The following is a 20,679-nucleotide window of genomic DNA, read 5'->3' as shown; positions in this document are numbered from 1 at the left end:
TCCGCCGGGCTTCATCTCCGGCATCTCCCCATCAGTCGACCGGCGTTCCGTTGGCGTACGTGAAGCGCTTCGGGTAGACGCGCACGACCTCGCCCTCCGCGTTGGTCATCCACCACTCGATGGAGTCCCAGGTGCGGTACTCCATCCGGGTGGCCGCGCGGAGTCTGGTCATCTCCCATGCCGTTCCGAAGCCACCCTTCTGAATCGCGTCCCAGTCGCCGGGCGTTATCCCTTCCCCTCGCTGCAGAAGCAGGTTCAGCGCCTCGTCGGCGTCCTTGGCGCCCGCGACACCGTCCAGAGACACCGAGATCTTCACGTTGGGATTGACCACTGCTCGCTCCACTCCCACCGTCCACAGGGCACGAGTCCCCATCCCCATGCTGGCCGGCATTTCGGTGCCGAACACCTTGTTGTTGAATGTGTCCGCGGCGCCGCCGATGGACTTGGCCAGTTCGTCGGAGTAGGGGTTGACTCCGAGGACGACGTGATCGCCGTCCTTGGCTATGTCCTTGAGGACCTCCTGGCATTTCTTGACGACGTCTTCGTCGGCCGACGCGGTGGAGAACGCCGCGAGCTTGAGGGGCGCGGTGTCCGCGAGCTCGCACGCCTCGCCGACCTTCCGGAAGATCCGGCTGATGATGCCCTGGACGGCGGCCTCGGTCAGGCCGACGGTGCGGAGCGCCTTGAAGGCGTCCATGAACCCGATGCCCGTCCTCATGGCAGCGTCGAGCGCGGTCACCGCGGCCTTGCCCGCCCTGAAGAGCGGGCCCGCGACGAACCAGCTGGCCGCCCAGGCGCAGTCGCCCCAGCTGCCGCCCGACACACCCGGGGTGATCAGCTTGGCGCAGCCGATGAAGTCGCCGAGCAGGATGTCGACCGGGTCGATGCCCGAGTTGAACTCGACCATCGACAGCGTGATGGTGAGCCGCTCCGTCTTGGGATCCGACACCTCGGGGCCGAGGTAGACCGTGTCCGCCTGCGGGCAGGTGGCCACGTAGCTGTCCGGCAGGGCCCCACACATGTACAGGTCGACGTGCGACTTGTAGGTGATGTCGGCCGTGATCTTGCAGTCCCCGATGTGGATGATCGGGTTGCAGTTGTTCTTGACGACGTTCTTCGGCTCACCGATGTACTCGATGTGGTCGAGGACCGCCCACACGCCGCCGATGCCGGTGGTGACACCCTGCGAGATCTGCTCGTTGTTGCCAGTTGTCTCGGTGCGGTCGGCGGCGGCCTGGGCCTCCTCCGCCGCTTCCCTGGCGCCGGCGGCGGCCGTTTCGGCTGCCGTCGCGTCCGTCTCCGCCTGGGTGGCGGTGGCACGGGCGCCGGCGGCGTCCTTCTCGGCCTTGGTGGCCACGGTGCGGGCGTTGGCGGCGTCCTTCTCCGCCTCGGTCGCCGCCGCGTCCGCCGCGTTGGCGTCCGCCTCGGCGTCCGACGCGGCCGACGATGCCTTGAGGGCGGCCGTGCCGGCCGCCATCGCGTAGCCGTCGGCACGGCCCGCCGCCGCCTGGGCCTCCTGGGCCTCCTTCGTCGCCTGGGCGGCCGACTCCTGGGCCCGCAGGTACGCCTTGGCCGCGCGGGACGCGTCGGCAGCGGCGGCGGCGGAGGACTGCGCGGCGAGCTTCATGTCCGCGGCGGCCTGTTCGGCCAAGGCCTTCGCTTCGGCGGAGAACCCTTCGGCCTGGTTCGCGGTGGCTGCCGCTGCGGCGGCCTGCTGCTGTGCGATCGTCAGTGACTGCTGGCCGGTGAGCACCGCGAACGCGGCGGAGCTGTCGACCTCCTGGTACGGGCCGCCGAGCGAGATCGCCTCGTTCGCCGGCTTGGTCACCGCGGCGGCGGAGTCACGGGCCGCGAGGGAGGACCGTACGGCCGCGAGCGCCTTGCCCGCGGTGGTCGCCGCCCAGGCGGCGGTCTGCGTCGCCTCGGAACGGGCGGCTGCCGCCTCCGTCTTGGCGACCTTGGCCGCCGCGGTCGCCTTCTCCGACTGCTCCTTGGCACCCTTCGCGTCGGCCGCCGCCGCCTGCGAGGCGTCGATCGCCTCGGCCGCCGCCGCGTGGGCCGCTGCGGCCGAACCGGCCGCGATCCAGTACGACGCCCAGGCGCTGTCGGCCGCCGCCTTGGCGCGGGACGCGGAGCCCTGCGCCTTGGTGGCCGCCTCACGGGCGTTGGTGGCGGCGGCCGTGGCCGCGTTCGCCGACGCGCGCGCGTTGGTGGCCGCCGTGGTCGCCTCGTTCGCGGCGGAACGGGCGGTGGTCGCCGCGGCACGGGACGCGACGGCCGCGTCCGTACCCTCGTCGGCCGCGGCGTCGGCCTCCAGGGCCGCCGCCTTCGCGTTCAGCGAGTCCCGCCGCTGCTCGGCCTCCAGGGCCTTGTCGCGGGCGGCGACCGCGTCGCGCTCCGACTGCTCGGCGACGGCCCGCTTGGAGGCGGCCGTGGATCCCGCCGCCTCGGCCGAGGTACGGGCCTCACTCGCGATCCGGCCCTGCGCGACGGCGTCGGCCTCATGACCCGCCGCCTTGTCCCGCTCGCGCTCCGCGGTGGCCCGGTAGGCCGCCGCGTTGGCGCGCTCCAGCTCGGCGACAGCACGCGACGCATGCGCGTCGGCCGCCGCCTTCTTCGCCTCCTGCTCCTCCGCGAGGGCCGTCTCCTTGGCCTTCTTCGCGGTGGCGGCGTTCGCCGCCGCCGAGGCCGCGTAGGCGTCGGCGCTGTCCGCGGCGGCCTTCGCCTGCGCGGCGGCCTCCTGAGCGGCGATACGGCGGAACTCGGTGTTCACCGCGTGCGTCTCGGTCTGCGCCAGGGCGAGCAGCGCCTCCGACGTCGACACGGTCGCGTTCGCCGCGTTCAGCGCCGTCTCGGTCGCCTTGGAAGCGGCCGTCGCGGCGGCACCCGAAGCACGGGCGACCTGCACCGACTGCTGGGCGTACATCAGACCCCGGCCGCGCGGCACCTGGGCCGCGTCCGCGATCGTCCAGGCCTGCTGCTGGGCCGACACCGCGCGCTGCGCGGCGGCGTTGGCAGCGGTGGCCTGCTCCTTGGCGGCCGTGACCAGCGCCTGGACCTTGCCCCGGGCCTTCGCCAGGTCCGTCTTCGCCTTGTCGAAGAGAGCCTGCTCCGGCTTGAAGATGTTGTCCGGATCGGCCTCCAGCTGATCGTGCCAGTACTTCTGCCAGCGCAGGATCTGGTCGGCGAACCAGGCCTGGCCGATGGCCTCGACCATGGCATCGGTGGCGGACCGGGTCGCGGCGGCGGCGTCGGCCTCCGCCCGCATGATGACGGCGCGCGACGCGGCCTGGCCCGCGTACTCCGCCTCCCACTCGGCCGAGGCCTGGGAGACGGCCTCGCTCAGGGCGTTGCGCGGGTCGACCGGGTCCGCGTGGTCACACGCGGACCACGCCTGCTTGAGGTCCTCCACCTCGACACGGAATTCAGGCGTCCCCTCGACGGGTTTCTTGTCGAGGAAGCCACCGTGCCGCAGGTAGGACGCGACGGTGCTGGCTGTGGTGCCGCCCGCGTGCTGGGTCCTGGTCACACTGGAATCCAGCAGCATGAAGTCCGCGGCGAAGTCGCGCCAGGGGTCCTTGCCGCGGTTCTGCTCGGTGATCTCCCGGGCCCTGGCGACCGCCTCGGGGCTCGCGTTGGTGTGACCGTCCCAGCCGAGCTGTGCGGAGACCCTCGGCTGAGTGGAGAGCGTGAACTCAAGGACATCGGCGCCGAACCGCGGTGCGTGCAGCGTGATCCCGTCGTCGAACGAGCTCATCGCGTACGGCCGGTTGGCGTCCTCCAGAAGGGCCTCACGTGCCGCGAAGGCGTCCCGGTAGGCGTAACCGGCCCGCCGGTCCTGGTCGTAGGCCTGCCCCAAGGGGAAGAACCCGATCCAGTCGACATCGCCGACGACCGCCTGCAGGTCGTCGTTCGTACCGGTCAGGGCTTCGATGGCCCTGGCCTTCATGTTCGCGCCGCCCGCGTGCAGGGCGACACCCACGAGGCACCGGTTGAGACGCGGGGTGCTGCGGACGTCACGGATGACGGCCGTCAGCTCGTTGAGCCGGCGCAGCGCGTTGTCGGCGTCGCGGAAGATCGTCCGCATGCCGTCGGAGACCTTCTCGATCGCCTGCGCGAGCGCGGGGATACGGCCCACGATCACGGAGGACGACGGTACGTCCACCAGCGACCAGAGGCACTGCTCGATGCCCGAGGCCGGCAGGCACTCCTTCACCTTGACGGGGTCGAGCTGCTCGAAGAGGATCTGCCCGCCGTTGACGGTCGCCCACTCGACGACGTTCACGGAAACGGCCGCGAGGCCCTTCCGGTAGTCGTCGACACAGGTCTGGCCGCAGGCGTCGAGGAGGATCTGCTCCTCGCGCTGCCCGAGCACCGGCCAGTTGGAGGCGCCGCCCTTGATGGGCGTGATGCCCTCGGCGAGCGCTTCCTTGTGTGCCGCCTCGTTCCGCGTCCGCTGCGCCTGTTCCGCCTGTGCGGCGGCTTCTTCGGCGGCCGTGCTGTCGCCGGTGGCGTCGGATGCCTTCGACTCGGCGTCCTGGGCCGCCCGTTCGGACCCGGCCGCCTTGTTCGCGGCCTCCTCGGCGGCCTCGCCCGCCCGCCCGGACTTCTCGTCCGCCTCGGCCGCGTGCCGCTCGGCGTCCGTGGCCTCACGGTCTGCTTCGGCGGCGGTGCTGCTCGTCGCGTTCGCGATGAGGCCGGCGCTCACCGCGTCGGCCCCTGCCTGTTCGGCGTGGCCCGCGGCGGCTTCGGAGGCGGCGGTGGCGCCCTTCCGCGCCTCGGAGGCCTCGGCCGCGGATGCCTGGGCGCGCGTCACGGCCTCGACCGCGCGCACCGAATCGGTCGCCGCCGCGGCGGCGGCCTCGGCGGCGAGCTTCGCGTCGCCCGTCGCTTGGGCGGCGGTCCGCTGTGCGGACTCCGCGGCCTTGGCCGCCTCGGTGGCCTTGGCCTCGGCCGCGGTGGCCTGCTGCTCCGCGATCGTCCTCGACGACTGGCCGACCAGCATCGCGAACGCCGCCGAGGAGTCCTTCTCCTTGTACGGGGAACCGATGGCGAGGACCTCGTCGGCGGCGGCGACCGCGCTCGTGGCGGCGTCTCGGGCAGCGAGTGCCGCCTGGCCGGCCGCATGGGCACGGCCCACCACGACGCCCGCCGACTTCACCGCTTCCGTGGCGTCGCTCTCGGCGGCGGCGGCTTCCTGCTGGGCCCTCTTGGCGAGCTCGTCGGCGTTCTTCGACGCCGTGGCGGCGTTGCCCGCACGGATCGCCGCGTCCTGGGACGCGTCGAGCGCGGTGGCGGCCGCCGCACACGCGGTGGACGCCGCGCTGATGGAGGCGTAGTACGCCGACCACGCCTTGCTCGCGGCGGCCTCGGCCCGCTTGGCCGCGCCCTCCGCGGTGGTGGCGGCTGAACGGGCGCTGACGGCGGCGGCGGTGGCCTGGTCGGCGGCGGTCTGCGCGGCGGTGGCGGCCTGTGCGGCCTCGGTGGCTGCCGTACGGGCCGCGGTCGCGGCCGCACGGGTCTCCGCGGCGGCTGCCGTGCCCTCGGCAGCCGCGGCAGCGGCCTCCAGCGCCGCCGCACGGGCCGCTGTGGCCTGCTTCGCCTGCGCCGCGGCGACGGCCCTCTCCCGATCGACCTGGGCGGCCTTCGCCTTCTCGCTCGCGAGCTTCCGCTTCGTCGCCGCCTCGGTGGCGGCGGTCCCAGCGGCCGTGTCGGCGCTCTTGGCCGAGGCCTGCTCGGCCGCGGCCCGCTCCTCGGCCTCCCGCGCCTTGGCACGCTCGGTCGCGGCCTTCGCCCGCGCGGCGACGGCCGTGGCCTGCTCCGTCTGGGCCTTGGCCCGCTCGGTGGCGGCCGAAGAGGCGGCGGTGGCGGCCTTGTCGCGCTTCTGCTCGGCCGTCGTACGGGCGGCCTTCGCGGTCCGCGCGCTCTCGGCGGCGGCCGTGGCGTTGGCCTCGGCGCTGTCCGCGGCGGCCTTCGCCTGCGCGGCGGCCTCCTGAGCCGCCACCCGCCGGAACTCGGCGCCGACCGCGTGCGACTCGGTCTGTGCCTTGGCGAGCAGCGCGTCACTGGTGGCGACGGACGCGTTGGCCGCGGCGAGCGCGGTCTCGGTCGCCTTCGCGGCGGCCGTGGCGGCGGCCGCGGAAGCGCGGGCGACCTGCACCGACTGCTGGGCGTACATCAGACCGCGGCCACGCGGCACATGGGTCGTGTCAGCGACGGCCCAGGCCTCCTGCTGCGCGGTCACGGCCGTCTGCGCGGCCGTGGCCGCCGTGCCCGCGTGGGCCTGTGCCGACGTGACGAGGGCGGCGATGTTCGACCGGTAGCGCGCGAGGTCGGCGTCGGCCTTGTCGTAGAAGGCCTGGTCGGGCTTCTCGAAGATCGTGTTCGGGTCCCGGGCGAGCTTGTCCGTCCAGTACTTGCGCCAGGTCAGGATCTGGTCGACCGCCCATGCCTGGCCGATCGCCTCGATCATGTCGTCGGTGGCCTCGCGGGTCGCCGCAGCGGCATCCGCGTCCGCGTGCATGATCTTCGCGCGCTGGCCGGACTGGCCGGCGTACTCCAGCTCCCACTCCACCATGGCGGTCATCACGGGCTCGTTGAGCACGCGGCGCGGGTCGAACGGGTTCTGGCTGTCACAGGCGGACCAGGCCTGCTTCTGGTCCTCGACCTCGACGCGGTATTCGGCGGAGTCCTTGAGGGGGGCCAGGGCCGGGAATCCGCCGCGCTTCAGGTAGGCGGCGACGTCGGTGGCGGTCGTCCCGTACGCGTAGCCCCTGACGTTGATCTGGTCGTCCGAGAGCATCCAGCCCGACGTCATGTCGTGGAAGGCGTCCTTGCCCTCGTTCTCCTTGGCCACCTCCTTGGCCTTGGCTATCGCCTCGGGGCTGGCGACGCTGTGCTCGTCCGAGCCCAGATTCGACATCCTGGCCTGGGTCTCGAGGGTGAAGCGCGTGACGTCGGCGCCGAACGCCGGCACGTGCCACTCCATGGCGTCGCTCTCCCACGCCGACCGGACGTAGGGGTCATTGGCGCTCTGCAGCGCGAGGCCCCGGCCCACGACCATGTCGCTGTACGCCTGGGCGGCGCGGCCGTCCTCGCCGAAAGCCTGGCCGAGCGGCCCGTACCCGATCGTGTCCGCGCTGATGACGGTCGCGCGGAGCTCCTCCTGCGTGCCGGTCAACCCCTGGATGGCGCGTGCCTTCTGCAGCGGACCGCCGTAGTGCAGCGCCTCCCCGGCCAGACAGCGATCGACCCGCCGTTGGTAGCCGACGCTGCTGCGCATCCAGCCGGTGTCCTCCTCCGGCACCGTGTCGGCCGCTGCCGGTACGGCCTGGACCAGGCCGGTCAGTACGGCCGAGGCGGTGAGGAGGGCTGTGGCGCTGGTGGTTCGGGCCACCAGGCTTCTGAAGCGATGTCTGCGTCTGCCGACGCCTCGAACCCATGGCACTTCTATGTCTGCCGATCTCTACGACTGTTCGGCAGCATCGGCTATGAGGGTCACGGGCCGCCATGGAGCATCGGGGCAGGACAATGCCTGCGTGCTCGGCCCCTCCCCCCACGAGACGCGGCTGCCGCTTACGCCGCGACGATGCCACGTCAGGTTCCGCGCGTGAAGATCAAAAAAACTCCGCGAACGCTGCACTAGACCTCACTGACGGACAAAGCGAGCGAATCCTTGATCATCTCTTTGCCGCCGCAGGGGCTGAGGTACGCGACGTCCGTATGGGGTCGTGGTGTGGTCCCGGCGAGGAATGCGTCTGACCGGTGTGGTCACCCAGGCACCGGCCCCGATGTAGGCGCGGTCGGCGAGGACGAGAACGCCCTGACGTTCGCAGATCCGGATGATGCGGTGGATGCGGGCCGCGATCACTTCATGGGTACGGCCGGGCAGCGCGGGCGAGATCCACAGCGGCTCGCCCGACGGATCGGCCACGACCTGCACGTTCACGCGGTCATTCGACCACCGGACTACGGCGTTCCACGAGCACGACGTCGCGCCAGACGCCGTGGTGGCGGGCCACGCGCTCCCGGCGGCCCAGAACGCGGAACCCCACGGATTCGTGCAGGGCGAGGCTCGCCGAGTTCTCCGGGAAGATGCCCGCCTGGATGGTCCAGATACCCGCCTTCTCCGTGGAGCCGATCAAGGCTTCCAGGAGCGCCCGTCCCACGCCCGCTCCGCGCGCCGTGGGACAGACGTACACGGAGTGCTCGACGACCCCCAGGTAGGCAGGGCGGGCCGAGACGCGGGACACCGCCGTCCAGCCGACGACCCGCTGTCGCCCGTCGAGCGCCACGAGCCGGTGCGCCGGCAGTTTGGCGGTGTCGAAGGCGCTCCACGGCGGGGCGGCGGTCTCGAACGTGGCGTTTCCCTCGTCGATGCCCTGCTGGTAGATCGCCATGACGGAGGGGGCGTGGTCGTCGGCCATGGGGACGAGGACGAATCCGGTGTGCGGGGGTGGTGTGGCCATGCTTGCTCCTTTCCGAGGTGCGCTCCCGGTAGGCGCGCACGGGGCCGGGTACGGCGACGCTCCTGTGGCGGCACGGGCCGCCACAGGAGCGTGGGTGGGGGGTGTGGGGGAGCTTCCGGGTCAGAGCAGAGGCAGCGTGACGAGGCCGATGCCCACGCTACCGAGGAGACCGACAGCGAGGTAGAAGACGAAGACCTTCGCCTTGACCACGCTCTTGACGGCCACCATCGCCGGGATCGTCGTGATGGCGCCGCCGAGGAGGAAGGTGACACCGGCGGCAGCGACCATGCCCTGGTCCAGAAGGCCCTCGACGACCGGGATGGCACCGACGCCGTTGAGGTACAGCGGGACGCTGATGAGCCCGGCGACCAGGACGGAAAGGAAGCCGTCCGTGCCGAGGATGCCCGAGACGACATCGGTGGGCACGTATCGGACGATCAGGGCTTCGAGGACGATGGCGAGCAGCAGCCACTTGCCCAGGATCAGCGAGTCGCTGACGATCTCCTTGAGGATCTCGCCGGCGCGGAGATTCCTGATGTCACGCCGAACGAGCACACGCCACGGAGTGCCGTCGTCGTCCGCGTCGTTCCGCGCCGCGGTGGAGCAGCCACCGGCCTCGGGTGCGGACTCCTGAGCGGCGCCCCCGCAGCCGCCCTCGGACGTACCACCGCTCCCGGCCCCGCCGCCACCGACGGAAACGGGCTGCGGGACGGTCGCCTTCGCCGTGGAGCACGCCGACTCGGGAGCGGCCACCGTTTCTTGGGAGCAGGATTTCGCGGGCGTCTTCTCCTCGGCGGAGTCGAGCAGCGGATCGGCGAACCGCCCGCGACGTTCGAGCGCCAGGACGATGAGGCCCGCGCCGAAGCTCAGAACCAGGGCGCCGACGAGGCGGGCCGTTGTTATCGGGAGCCCGAGCTGGGCGGCGGAGAGCGCGTAGATCTCCGGGTCCATGGAGGGGGAGGCGATCCAGAACGACATGACCGCCGAGAGCGGGACGCCGGCTATCAGGAAGCGGCGGATGAGCGGGATCACGGTGAAGGAGCAGAAGGGGCTGAACGCTCCGATGGCCGTGACGATGGCGATGCCGAGGATGCCCCTGCGTCCGTGGGCGAAGCTGCGGCGCGCGACCACGTCGATCGACAGACGCTGTACGGCGATCCCCAGGACGATGGCGACCAGGAACCACGGGAGATAGTGCAGCACCTCGAACAGGATGAACAGGCCAAGGGCCCGCAGTTCGTCCACAGGTGAACCTCTCTGAGACGGTGACACATGAGGGGAGCGGCGCCGAAAAGGGACGTACGGGGGCGTGGCGAGCCGCGTGGGGAGGCTCGATCGGCATCCCCTTTATCGAATATCGATGATAGACGATCAATAAGGGGTCCGGCAATGGGCTTCGAGGCCGGGGGGCCGCGTCCTGCCGGTCGCGCTGTAGCCTTTGAGTAGCCGCGCTTATAGGTGGATTGAGGGAGGCCTCTCGGAGTGCTTCTCCGTACGGGGTGAGCCTTGTCGTCGTGGGTAGTCATCGAATAGCATCGATGAATCATGAGTAGTGTGATGAATGCCCAGCTGATCGACCGAAGCGTGGCCGAGTCCTACGCCACCTGGTTCAAGGCTCTCTCCGATCGCACCCGCGTGCAGATCCTCAACCTCCTCGCGCTGGCGACCGGGCCCATGAGTGTCGGAGAGATCGTGGAACGCGTGGGCGTCGGACAGTCGACGGTGTCCCACCACCTGAAGCTGCTCGCCGGCGTGCGGTTCGTCCGGCGTGAGCGCCGGGGAACGTCGATGCTCTACTCCATCAACGTCGCCTGCGTGGCCTGCTTCCCCAGCGCCGCCGACGCCGTCATGGGTCGCCCCGCGGCCTCCGTCTGAGGTCCGGCCCCCTTGATCGAGTCGACCCCTCGCGCAGCCGGCGCACCGGCCGGCGCCTGCTGTCCGCCCATCGCGGCCGCCGCGCTGTCCGAACGAGACGCCGAGATCATGGCGGCGATGTTCAAGGCGCTGGCCGATCCGGTACGGCTCCGCCTCCTGTCCAGGGTGGCCTCACACCCCAGTGGTGAGGCGTGCGTCTGCGACATAGCCGACGTGGGGGTTTCCCAGCCCACGGTCAGTCACCACTTGAAGAAGCTCCGGGAGGCGGGCCTGCTCACCTCCGAGCGGCGCGGCACCTGGGTGTACTACCGTCCGGCGCCCGGAATTCTGGCCTCGCTGGGCGCCTTTCTCGCCGGCAACGAGAAGGTCGGCCGGGGAGAAGCGCCGCTGACGGCTCAGGTCTCCTGACATCCCGTGCCGGCCTGATGGACCGCGACGACCGCGGGGAACGCCACGGCACCCCGTGGGCAACGAGCCGTGCGCCCCGATCTCGGTCTGTCGGCGTACTCGACCGTGCTCCCGTACGACCCGGTCGTCTTCGGGCTGGGTTCAGACCGAGGCGGCCTTGGTGAGAAGTGCTCCCATGGCTGCGAGGACCGCGGGCTCGACGCGGTAGTAGACCCAGGTGCCGCGCCGCTCCGAGGAGAGCAGCCCGGCCTCCTTCAGCTTCTTCAAGTGGTGACTGACCGTGGGCTGGGAAACCCCCACGTCGGAGATGTCGCAGACGCATGCCTCGCCGCCCTCGTGCGAGGCGACGGAGGAGAAGAGCCGCAGTCGGACCGGATCGCCCAGCGCCTTGAACATGGTGGCGGTCCGCTCGGCTTCCTCGGCGGTCAGCGGTCGCTCGTTCAGCGGCGGACAGCAGGGCGCTATCTCGGGCTCCAGCACCGGGAGCACCTTCGCGTTCGACATGTATCTATGTTGACACACATCGAACCAAGGGTCCGGGGGCTCGTCTCTCGCGATGCCCGCCCACCGAGCGCGCGGCCCCTGCGGTCGCTCTCGAATTCGATAAGTGTCTATGTTGACGCTTGTCGAATCAGGTGGGATGGTGAAGGTGCGAGAGATCGACGAACGTCGAATCAAAAGGGGAAGATCCGTGAACGTCACCGTCACCGACCAGCTGCCCGTCGTGGTCGTCGGAGCCGGGCCCGTCGGACTGGCCGCCGCCGCGCACCTCGTCGGCCGGGGCCTGGAGCCTTTGGTCCTGGAGGTCGGCGGCCGGGCGGGAGCAGCTGTACAGGAGTGGTCCCACGTGCGGCTCTTCTCCGCCTGGAGCGAGCTCGTCGACCCGGTCGCCGAGAAGCTGCTGGCCCCTGCCGGATGGGTGAAGCCCGACGCGGACTCGTACCCGACCGGCGGCGACTGGGCGGCCGACTACCTTCAGCCGCTCGCGGACGTCCTCGGCGACAGGATCCGGCTCGACGCCCGGGTCACCGGCGTCTCCCGAACCGGACGCGACCGTGTCGTCGACGCCGACCGCGAGCGGCAGCCCTTCACCGTGCACATCCGGTACGGCGACGGACGCGAGGAGCGCGTCCTCGCCCGGGCCGTGATCGATGCCTCCGGTACGTGGTCCACCCCGAGCCCGGCCGGCGGCGACGGACTCCCGGCCCTCGGCGAGCGCGCGGCGGCCGACCGGATCTCCTACCGCGTTCCCGACCTCAACGACCACACCGAGCGTGCCCGATATGCCGGCAAGCGCACCGCCGTCATCGGCTCCGGAGCCTCCGCCTTCACCGCGCTCGCCTCGCTCGCCGCCCTCGGCACGTCCGAAGACGGAAGCGGTACACGTACCGCCTGGATCCTGCGCCGGGGCGTCTCCGGTGCCACCTTCGGAGGGGGGAGCGCCGACCAGCTTCCCGCGCGTGGCGCCCTCGGACTCGCGGCGAAGGCCGCGGTCGAGCAGGGGTACGCGGAGGCCGTCACCGGCTTCCGTACGGACGCGATCGAGCGCCACGGCGAGCGCCTGGTCCTGGTCGCCGAGGACGGCCGTCGGCTCGAACCGGTCGACGAGGTCATCGTCCTGACCGGCTTCCGCCCCGACCTGACCTTCCTCGACGAGCTGCGTCTGGGGCTCGACGACCGCCTTCAGGCTCCCGTCGAGCTCGCTCCGCTCATCGACCCGAACCAGCACTCCTGCGGCACCGTCCACCCGCACGGTGTGAAGGAGTTGGCGCACCCGGAGGAGGGCGTGTACGTGGTGGGGATGAAGTCCTACGGCCGCGCGCCGTCCTTCCTCGCCCTCACCGGCTACGAGCAGGTCCGCTCGGTCGTCGCCGCCATCGCCGGTGACCGTGAGTCCGCCGAGCGCGTCGAGCTCGTACTCCCCGAGACCGGGGTCTGCGGCGGCGCCGGCCTCTTCGACCAGCCCGCCGACACCACGACCGACGGCGGCGGTTGCTGCGCGACCCCGGCCGCGCCCCCGGCCGCGCCCCCGGCCGCGCCCCCGACCGTGCTGCAGATCGGTGCCGGAGCCCCGCCCGCCTCCGGCGGCTGCTGACCCTGCCCCACCCACCCACAGCTGGAGGAACCTTCCCGGTCCTGAACCCGCAGATCACCGCGGACGGCGTCCGGTCCACCGGCGCCACGACGGCGCCGGTTCCGGCTCGCCCTGGCCGTGGCGGTGATCCTCGCCGCCGTCACCCTCCCGACCGGGCGGTTCCCGGCGTAGCCTGGGCGCCGCGAGGGAGGATTCGTCATGAGACAGGACGCCGATCCCGGGCTTTTCGGGCCCCGTTCCGTGACCTGGCAGCTGCACAGCGATCCCGTCATGTGGATCGCGGGCGTGCGGGCCCTCTGGCTCCAGGCGCTGCATCCCGTCGCCGTGCGCGGAGTCATGATCAACAGCAGTTTCCGTCAGGACCCCTGGGGCCGGCTCATGCGGACCGCGAACTTCGTCGGGACCCTCAGCTACGGGACCACCGAAGCCGCGGAGGCGGCCGGCGCGCGGGTGCGGGGGATCCACCGGCGGCTCGGCGTCGACGATCCCGAACTGCTCCTCTGGGTGCACTGCGCCGAGACCGACTCCTACCTCGCCGTCGCACGGCGCTCCGGCATCCCGCTGAGCGATGCCCTGGCCGACCGGTACATCGACGAGCACCGGACCTCGGCCCGGCTGGTCGGGCTCGACCCGGCGGGCGTTCCGGGGTCCGTCGCCGAACTCGCCGCCTACTTCGACTCCGTGCGCCCACGGCTCGCCGCCGGCCCCGACGCCCGTACCGTCGAGGACTTCCTGCGCCGCCCGCCCGTCCAACCCGCGCTCGTACCGGCGCGCGAGGTGATCTGGCGGCGCGTGACGGCACTCGCGTACGACACCCTGCCCCCGTACGCCCACGCGCTCTACGGCCAACCCGCCCCGCCGCCGGACGTCGTCACCCACCGGCTCGTCGCCACCGCCAACCTCCTCCGCTGCGTGCCCGCCCGGCTGCGCTGGCGGCTGCCGCCCCGGCACATCCTCCGCGCCATGGACCGGCTCGGCCCGGACACCAGGCCCGACCCGTACGCGTACCCCGCCCCGTACCCACTGTCCGAGGAGGCGTCCATACTGGAGAAGCCGGGGAAGGCGTAGGAGATCGACGGGGGCGACAGCACACGATGGGGGAGTCCAGACTCATTCAGGGCCGGTACCGCCTGCACGAGGTCATCGGCCGCGGCGGCATGGGCGAGGTGTGGCGCGCCACCGACGAGGCACTCGGGCGGGGTGTCGCCGTGAAGTGCCTCAAACCGCTCGGACCGCAGCAGGACCCCCAGGTCCTCACCGTGGTCCGCGAGCGGTTCCGGCGCGAGGCCCGGGTGGCCGCCGCGCTCCAGCACCGGGGCATCACCGTGGTCCACGACTTCGGCGAGTACGACGGGGTGCTCTTCCTCGTCATGGAACTGCTCGAAGGGCGCAACCTCAGCCAGCTCCTCACGGCCAACGCCCAGCACCCGCTGCCCGTCCACGACCTCGTCGAGATCGCCGACCAGGTCGCGGACGCCCTCGCGTACACCCACCGCCAGGGCATCGTGCACCGCGACCTGAAACCCGCGAACATCATGCGGCTCCGGGACGGGACGGTGAAGATCTGCGACTTCGGGATAGCCCGCCTCGGCACCGACATGGGGTTCACGTCCAAGCTCACCGGGACGGGCATCGCCATGGGCACGCCCCACTACATGTCGCCCGAGCAGATCGGCGGCGGCGAGATCGACCACCGCAGCGACCTCTACTCGCTGGGGTGCGTGCTGTACGAGCTGGCCACCGGCGCCCCGCCGTTCGACCTCGGCGACTCCTGGGCGATCCTCATCGGGCACCGGGACACGGTGCCGAGTCCGCCGCGTGCCCACCGAGCCGAACTCCCCGACTACTTCGACCGGATCGTCGTCGACCTGCTCGCCAAGGTGCCCGAGGAGCGGCCCGCGGACGCGGGCGACCTGCGCCGCCGGATCGTGTCCGGCCGCGTCTCGACGACGCCCGTCGCGCCCCTGGTCGTCCCCGGGCCCGGCCCCCACGCGCCCCCACCCGCGCCCGCGTGGGCCCGGGGGATCACCGGCGGACATCGGCCCACGGACGCCGGGGCCGTGACCCGGCCGGTCTCCCACGACCCGACCGCGGCCGTACTCACCACGGAATGGACCACGGCGGCCCCGTCGACCACCGCGACCCCGCCGGCTGCGGGGAGCGGGGTGACCACCGGGGCCGGGGCGGCCCTTTCCACGGGAATCGCATCGGCCCCCGCGACCGACCGGACCCCCGCCCCCGGCGCTCCCTCCGCCGAGCTGGTCGCGGTGCTCGCCGGCCGCTACCGCGCGGGGATGGGCCTCGGTCGTCTCGGCCGCTGGGACGAGGCCGAGTCCGTGCACCGGTCCGTCGCGGAGCACCGTGCCGCCGCCCTCGGCGAGGACCATCCCGACACCCTGGCCAGCCACTACGAGGTCGGCTTCGCCCTCGCCCGGCTCGACCGCCCAGCCGACGCGCTGCGCGTCTTCGACCGCGTCGCCGGGACCCGCTCCCGCGTCCTCGGCGAGGACCACCCGGACACGCTGGCCGCCCGGCAGGAGCGGGCGTACGCGCTCGGGCGGCTCGGCCGTCACCCCGAGGCGTACGAGGGGTACGTCACGGTGCTCGCCGCCCGCGAGCGGACCGTCGGGCCCGACCACCCCGACACCCTGCGCTGCCGCCACAACCTGGCGTTCACGCTCGGCCGCCTCGGCCGCCTGGAGGAGTCGCACCGTACGGCCCAGGAGGTCGCGGAGGCGCGGGCACGGCTGCTCGGCGCGGACCACCCCGACACCCTCCTGACCCTCCATGAGGTGGCGTACACCCTCGGGCGGCTCGGGCGCGGACAGGAGGCGCTCGCTCAGTACCGCGCCCTGGCCGACGCGCGCGCCGCGACCCTGGGCCCCGACCACCCGGACACCCTCGCCGCCCGCTACGAGACCGGCGTCTGCCTCGGACGGCTCGGCCAGGCCGCGGACGCCCTCGACGTCTGCCGGGACCTCGTCGCCGCCCGGACCCGCGCCCAGGGCGCCGACGGGCCCGAGACCCTGCGCGCGCGCCACGCCCTCGCCGTCAACCTCGGCCGGCTGGGCCGCTGGGCGGAGGCACGCACCGAGTCCGAGGGCGTCCACGCCGACCGGGCGCGGGTCCTCGGGCCGGACCACCCGGACACCCTCCTGAGCCGCCGGGAGACCGCCGTCGCCCTCGGGCGGCACGGCCGCGAGGAGGAGGCGCTGGAGGCGTACCGCGCGATCGGCGCGGCCCGCACCCGTGTCCTCGGCCCCGCCCACCCCGACACCCTCGCCGCCCTCGACGACGAGGCCCACTGCCTGGAACGCCTCGGCCGACCGACCGAGGCCGCCGCCCTCCATCTCAAGGCGGCCATGTCGGTCGACCCCTGAGGCTGGGGGGTTTCCCGGTCCGGCGGCCCCTGAGTCGAGGGGGCTTCCCGGCCAACGGTGGTCCTTGAGCGGAGAGACTTCCCGGTCCGGCGGCCCTTGAGTCGAGGGGCTTCCCGGTCCGGCGGCCCCGTGTGAGCATGAGCCATGACCGACCCCGCGCCCCTTCCCGGCGTTCCCGGACCGTCCGCCTCCGCCTCCGCCGCGAGCTCCGCCTCCTACGATGCCGTCGTCGTCGGCGGCGGTCACAACGGGCTCGTCGCCGCCGCCTATCTGGCGCGGGCCGGGTGGAGCGTGCTCGTGCTGGAGCGGCTCGGGTCGACCGGCGGCGCGGCCGTGTCCACCCGGCCCTTCGCCGGGGTCGACGCACGGCTCTCCCGGTACTCGTACCTCGTCTCGCTCCTCCCGGAGAAGATCGTGCGCGAGCTGGGACTGCGCTTCGCCGTACGGAAGCGGTCCGTCTCCTCGTACACCCCGCGCGGCGACGGCGGCCTCCTCGTCGGCGGCGGCCCCGACCGCACCCGCGCCTCCTTCGCCGCGCTCACCGGCTCCGACCGCGAGTACGAGGCCTGGCAGGCGTTCTACGCCCGGACCGGCCGGGTCGCCCGCCGTGTCTTCCCCACCCTCACCGAGCCGCTGCCCACCCGTGACGCGCTCCGCGCCCGGGTGGACGACGCCGACACCTGGCGGATGCTCTTCGAGGAACCCCTCGGGGTCGCCGTCGAGCGGGAGTTCGCCGACGACCTCGTGCGCGGGGTCGTCCTCACCGACGCACTCATCGGCACCTTCGCCGACGCCCACGAGCCGACGCTCCTCCAGAACCGCTGCTTCCTCTACCACGTGATCGGCGGCGGCACCGGCGACTGGGACGTGCCGGTCGGCGGCATGGGCGCTCTCACCGACGCCCTCGCCGGGGCGGCCCGCGCCGCCGGCGCCGACCTCCGTACCGGCCACGAGGTCACCCGGATCGAGACCGACGGCCGCCGCGCCGCGATCACCTACCGCACCGCCGAAGGCGAGGGCACCGTCGACGCCGGCCACGTCCTCGTCAACGCCTCCCCGACCGACCTCGCCGTCCTCCTCGGCGAGACGCCCCCGCCCGCCCCGGAGGGCGCCCAGCTCAAGGTCAACATGCTGCTGACCCGGCTGCCGAAGCTGCGCGACCGGAGCGTCGACCCGCACGAGGCCTTCGCCGGCACCTTCCACATCGCCGAGGGGTACGGGCAGCTCGCCACCGCCCACGCCGAGGCCGCGGCGGGGCAGCTGCCCTCCGCACCGCCCTCCGAGATCTACTGCCACTCCCTGACGGATCCCACGATCCTCGGCCCCGAACTGGCCGCCACGGGACACCACACGCTCACCCTGTTCGGTCTGCACACCCCCGCGCGGCTGTTCGCCGCCGACAACGACGGCACCCGGGCCGCGCTCCTCGCCGCGACCCTCGAACAGCTCGACGCCCAGCTGGACGAGCCGATCACCGACTGCCTCGCCCTCGACGCGGACGGCCGACCCTGCATCGAGGCGAAGACCCCGCTCGACCTCGCACGCGAACTCCGTCTCCCCGGCGGCCACATCTTCCACCGGGACCTCTCCTTCCCGTACGCGGAGGAGGGCACGGGCCGGTGGGGCGTCGAGACCGGCCACGCCAATGTGCTGCTGTGCGGCGCGGGCGCCGTCCGGGGCGGGGGAGTGAGCGGCATCCCCGGCCACAACGCGGCGATGGCGGCCCTCGGCCGCTAGGGCCTGTCGTCACACTCCCGCCTGCCCCACGACGCCTGGCACGCGCTCTCGCCGCACTGGGCGAAAGCCCGAGTACGGTCCAGTACGAGGGCTTCCGCCCGGCACGCCGAGAGCACGCACCAGACGCCGCGGGGCCGCCCTTCGGGCGACGACGGGAGTGTGACGACAGGCCCTAGGACGGCCCCCCGGCGACGCCCCGCCGACCGACGCCCCCGGCGATGCGCGGCCGGCCGCGCGCGCCCCCGGCCACCAGGGCGGCTCCCCGTGCGGACGCGTTGACGTCGCCGCGCCCCCGCCTGCGGTGTGAAGCTGATCTACGAGCGCGCTTAAGAAATCCTCGATGGACCGCGAGCTCTCCGTACGGAAGATTCTCTTCCAGGGATCTTGGGCGCACAGTCGTGCCCGCACCCCCACATCACAGGACACGCACGTCGGGAGCCGTTGCATTGAAGGCGTTGGTCAAGCTGAAGGCGGAGCCGGGACTCTGGCTCACGGACGTGCCCGAGCCGGAGACCGGCCCCGGGGACGTACTGATCAAGGTCAAGCGGACCGGTATCTGCGGGACCGACCTGCACATCCGCTCCTGGGACGGCTGGGCGCAGCGGACGATCGCGACGCCGCTGACCATCGGCCACGAGTTCGTCGGCGAGGTCGTCTCCGTCGGCCGTGACGTCAGCGACATCGGCATCGGCGACCTGGTCAGTGGCGAGGGCCACCTCGTCTGCGGCAAGTGCCGCAACTGCCTGGCCGGCCGCCGCCACCTCTGCCGCGCCACGGTCGGCCTCGGCGTCGGCCGCGACGGCGCGTTCGCCGAGTACGTGGCCCTGCCCGCGTCCAACGTGTGGGTGCACCGCGTCCCCGTCGACCTCGACGTCGCCGCGATCTTCGACCCGTTCGGCAACGCCGTGCACACGGCGCTCTCCTTCCCGCTGGTCGGAGAGGACGTCCTCGTCACCGGCGCGGGCCCGATCGGCATCATGGCCGCCGCCGTCGCCAAGCACGCCGGTGCCCGCAGCGTCATGATCACCGACGTCAGCGAGGAGCGCCTCGCGCTGGCGCGCAAGTCGGGCGTGACGCTTGCCCTCAACGTCGCCGAACAGACCATCGCCGACGGACAGCGCACCCTCGGGCTCAAGGAGGGCTTCGACGTCGGTCTGGAGATGTCCGGCAACCCGCACGCGATGCGCGACATGGTCGCCAACATGACCAACGGCGGCAAGATCGCCATGCTGGGCCTGCCCAGCGAGGACTTCGCCGTCGACTGGGCGAAGATCGTCACCTCCATGATCACGGTCAAGGGCATCTACGGCCGTGAGATGTTCGAGACCTGGTACGCGATGTCGGTGCTCCTGGAGGGCGGCCTCGACCTCGCCCCCGTGATCACCGGGCGCTACGCCCACACCGACTTCGAGGCCGCGTTCGACGACGCCGCCTCCGGCAAGAGCGGCAAGATCATCCTCGACTGGACCACGGGAGCCTGACCCATGTTCGATTCCGTACGCGACGACGTCCGTGCCACCCTCGAAGAGATCCGGCAGGCCGGGCTGCACAAGCCCGAGCGCGTGATCGGCACCCCCCAGTCCGCCACGGTCGAGGTCACCTCGGGCGGCCGCCCCGGCGAGGTGCTGAACTTCTGCGCCAACAACTACCTGGGCCTGGCCGACCACCCCGAGGTGGTCGCCGCCGCCCACGAGGCGCTCGACCGCTGGGGCTACGGCATGGCGTCCGTCCGCTTCATCTGCGGGACGCAGGAGGTGCACAAGGAGCTGGAGGCGCGTCTGTCCTCCTTCCTCGGCCAGGAGGACACGATCCTCTACTCCTCCTGCTTCGACGCCAACGGTGGTGTCTTCGAGACGATCCTCGGCCCCGAGGACGCCGTCATCTCCGACGCCCTCAACCACGCCTCGATCATCGACGGCATCCGCCTCTGCAAGGCCCGCCGCTTCCGTTACGCCAACCGCGACATGGCCGACCTGGAGCAGCAGCTGAAGGAGGCGACGGAGGGCGGCGCCCGGCGCAAGCTCATCGTCACCGACGGCGTCTTCTCGATGGACGGTTACGTCGCCCCGCTCGACGAGATCTGCGACCTGGCCGAGCGCTACGACGCCATGGTCATGGTCGACGACTCGCACGCGGTCGGCTTCGTCGGCCCCGGCGGGCGCGGCACCCCCGAGCTGCACGGCGTGATGGACCGCGTCGACATCATCACCGGCACCCTCGGCAAGGCCCTCGGCGGCGCGTCCGGCGGCTATGTCGCCGCCCGCGCCGAGATCGTCGCCCTGCTGCGCCAGCGCTCCCGCCCGTACCTCTTCTCGAACACCCTCGCCCCGGTGATCGCCGCCGCCTCCCTCAAGGTCCTCGACCTCCTGGAGTCCGCCGGCGACCTGCGCGACCGGCTGCGCGCCAACACCGAGCTGTTCCGGACCCGGATGACGGCGGAGGGCTTCGACATCCTCCCCGGCGACCACGCCATCGCCCCCGTGATGATCGGCGACGCGTCCGAGGCCGGCCGCATGGCCGAGCTGCTCCTCGAGCGCGGTGTGTACGTGATCGGCTTCTCGTACCCGGTCGTGCCGCAGGGCCAGGCCCGCATCCGCGTCCAGCTCTCCGCCGCCCACTCCACGGAGGACGTGAACCGGGCCGTCGACGCCTTCGTCGCGGCCCGCGCGGCGCTGAGCGCCTGAGCGACCGAGGGGCTGAGCGCCTGAGCGCCCGA

The 20,679-nt window shown here is 72.4% G+C and carries 12 protein-coding genes and 1 pseudogene; 8 read left to right on the top strand and 5 right to left on the bottom strand.

Annotation, left to right across the window (positions count from 1 at the left end; translation table 11 throughout):
- Positions 1-31: 31 nt before the first annotated feature.
- The 4 genes and pseudogenes from V4Y03_RS01700 to V4Y03_RS01685 all read right to left on the bottom strand — a co-directional run bounded on the left by V4Y03_RS01700 (position 32) and on the right by V4Y03_RS01685 (position 9,713).
- A complete protein-coding gene (locus tag V4Y03_RS01700; protein ID WP_332433707.1) occupies positions 32-7,396 on the bottom strand; it encodes a polymorphic toxin type 27 domain-containing protein in 7,365 nt (2,454 codons plus the stop codon).
- 267 nt (positions 7,397-7,663) lie between these two features.
- A pseudogene (locus V4Y03_RS01695) lies at positions 7,664-7,948 on the bottom strand (transposase family protein); the annotation flags it as partial.
- Positions 7,949-7,952: 4 nt separating this feature from the next.
- Complete coding sequence (locus V4Y03_RS01690; protein WP_332433706.1) at positions 7,953-8,468, bottom strand: GNAT family N-acetyltransferase; 516 nt, start codon at positions 8,466-8,468, stop codon at positions 7,953-7,955.
- A gap of 120 nt (positions 8,469-8,588) precedes the next feature.
- Entirely contained in the window at positions 8,589-9,713 is a 1,125-nt protein-coding gene (locus tag V4Y03_RS01685) for a permease (RefSeq protein ID WP_332433704.1), read from the bottom strand.
- 300 nt (positions 9,714-10,013) lie between these two features.
- On the opposite strand from V4Y03_RS01685, the gene V4Y03_RS01680 reads away from it, so the two are divergent.
- Both V4Y03_RS01680 and V4Y03_RS01675 read left to right on the top strand, forming a co-directional pair.
- Entirely contained in the window at positions 10,014-10,343 is a 330-nt protein-coding gene (locus tag V4Y03_RS01680) for an ArsR/SmtB family transcription factor (protein ID WP_332433703.1), read from the top strand.
- Positions 10,344-10,358: 15 nt separating this feature from the next.
- Positions 10,359-10,751: an ArsR/SmtB family transcription factor gene (locus V4Y03_RS01675; protein WP_443079856.1), complete on the top strand. Its 393-nt coding sequence runs from the start codon at positions 10,359-10,361 to the stop codon at positions 10,749-10,751.
- A 141-nt stretch (positions 10,752-10,892) separates the two neighbouring features.
- Here V4Y03_RS01675 and V4Y03_RS01670 read toward each other — a convergent pair whose 3' ends face one another.
- A complete protein-coding gene (locus V4Y03_RS01670) occupies positions 10,893-11,255 on the bottom strand; it encodes an ArsR/SmtB family transcription factor (RefSeq protein ID WP_332433702.1) in 363 nt (120 codons plus the stop codon).
- A 187-nt stretch (positions 11,256-11,442) separates the two neighbouring features.
- Here V4Y03_RS01670 and V4Y03_RS01665 point away from each other — a divergent pair, with 187 nt between their 5' ends.
- From V4Y03_RS01665 to V4Y03_RS01640, 6 genes are all read left to right on the top strand, one after another.
- Complete coding sequence (locus V4Y03_RS01665; RefSeq protein WP_332433700.1) at positions 11,443-12,846, top strand: NAD(P)-binding domain-containing protein; 1,404 nt, start codon at positions 11,443-11,445, stop codon at positions 12,844-12,846.
- A gap of 198 nt (positions 12,847-13,044) precedes the next feature.
- On the top strand, positions 13,045-13,914 hold the full coding sequence (locus tag V4Y03_RS01660; protein WP_332433699.1) for an oxygenase MpaB family protein: 870 nt from the start codon (positions 13,045-13,047) through the stop codon (positions 13,912-13,914).
- Positions 13,915-13,940: 26 nt separating this feature from the next.
- Complete coding sequence (locus V4Y03_RS01655) at positions 13,941-16,226, top strand: serine/threonine-protein kinase (protein ID WP_332433697.1); 2,286 nt, start codon at positions 13,941-13,943, stop codon at positions 16,224-16,226.
- A gap of 144 nt (positions 16,227-16,370) precedes the next feature.
- Positions 16,371-17,963 carry a phytoene desaturase family protein gene (locus V4Y03_RS01650; protein ID WP_332433695.1) on the top strand — a complete coding sequence of 531 codons (1,593 nt, stop codon included), beginning with the start codon at positions 16,371-16,373 and terminating at the stop codon, positions 17,961-17,963.
- Between the two features lie 446 nt (positions 17,964-18,409).
- A complete protein-coding gene (tdh, locus tag V4Y03_RS01645) occupies positions 18,410-19,444 on the top strand; it encodes an L-threonine 3-dehydrogenase (protein ID WP_332433694.1) in 1,035 nt (344 codons plus the stop codon).
- A 3-nt stretch (positions 19,445-19,447) separates the two neighbouring features.
- Positions 19,448-20,647, top strand: coding sequence for a glycine C-acetyltransferase (locus V4Y03_RS01640; protein ID WP_317875788.1), 1,200 nt, complete (start codon positions 19,448-19,450; stop codon positions 20,645-20,647).
- The last annotated feature ends 32 nt before the right edge of the window (positions 20,648-20,679 follow it).

The sequence above is a fragment of the Streptomyces sp. P9-A4 genome, from assembly GCF_036634195.1.
GTDB lineage: Bacteria > Actinomycetota > Actinomycetes > Streptomycetales > Streptomycetaceae > Streptomyces.
The sequence above is the reverse complement of the archived record's forward strand: the minus strand, read 5'-3'. Positions and strand labels throughout refer to the sequence as shown.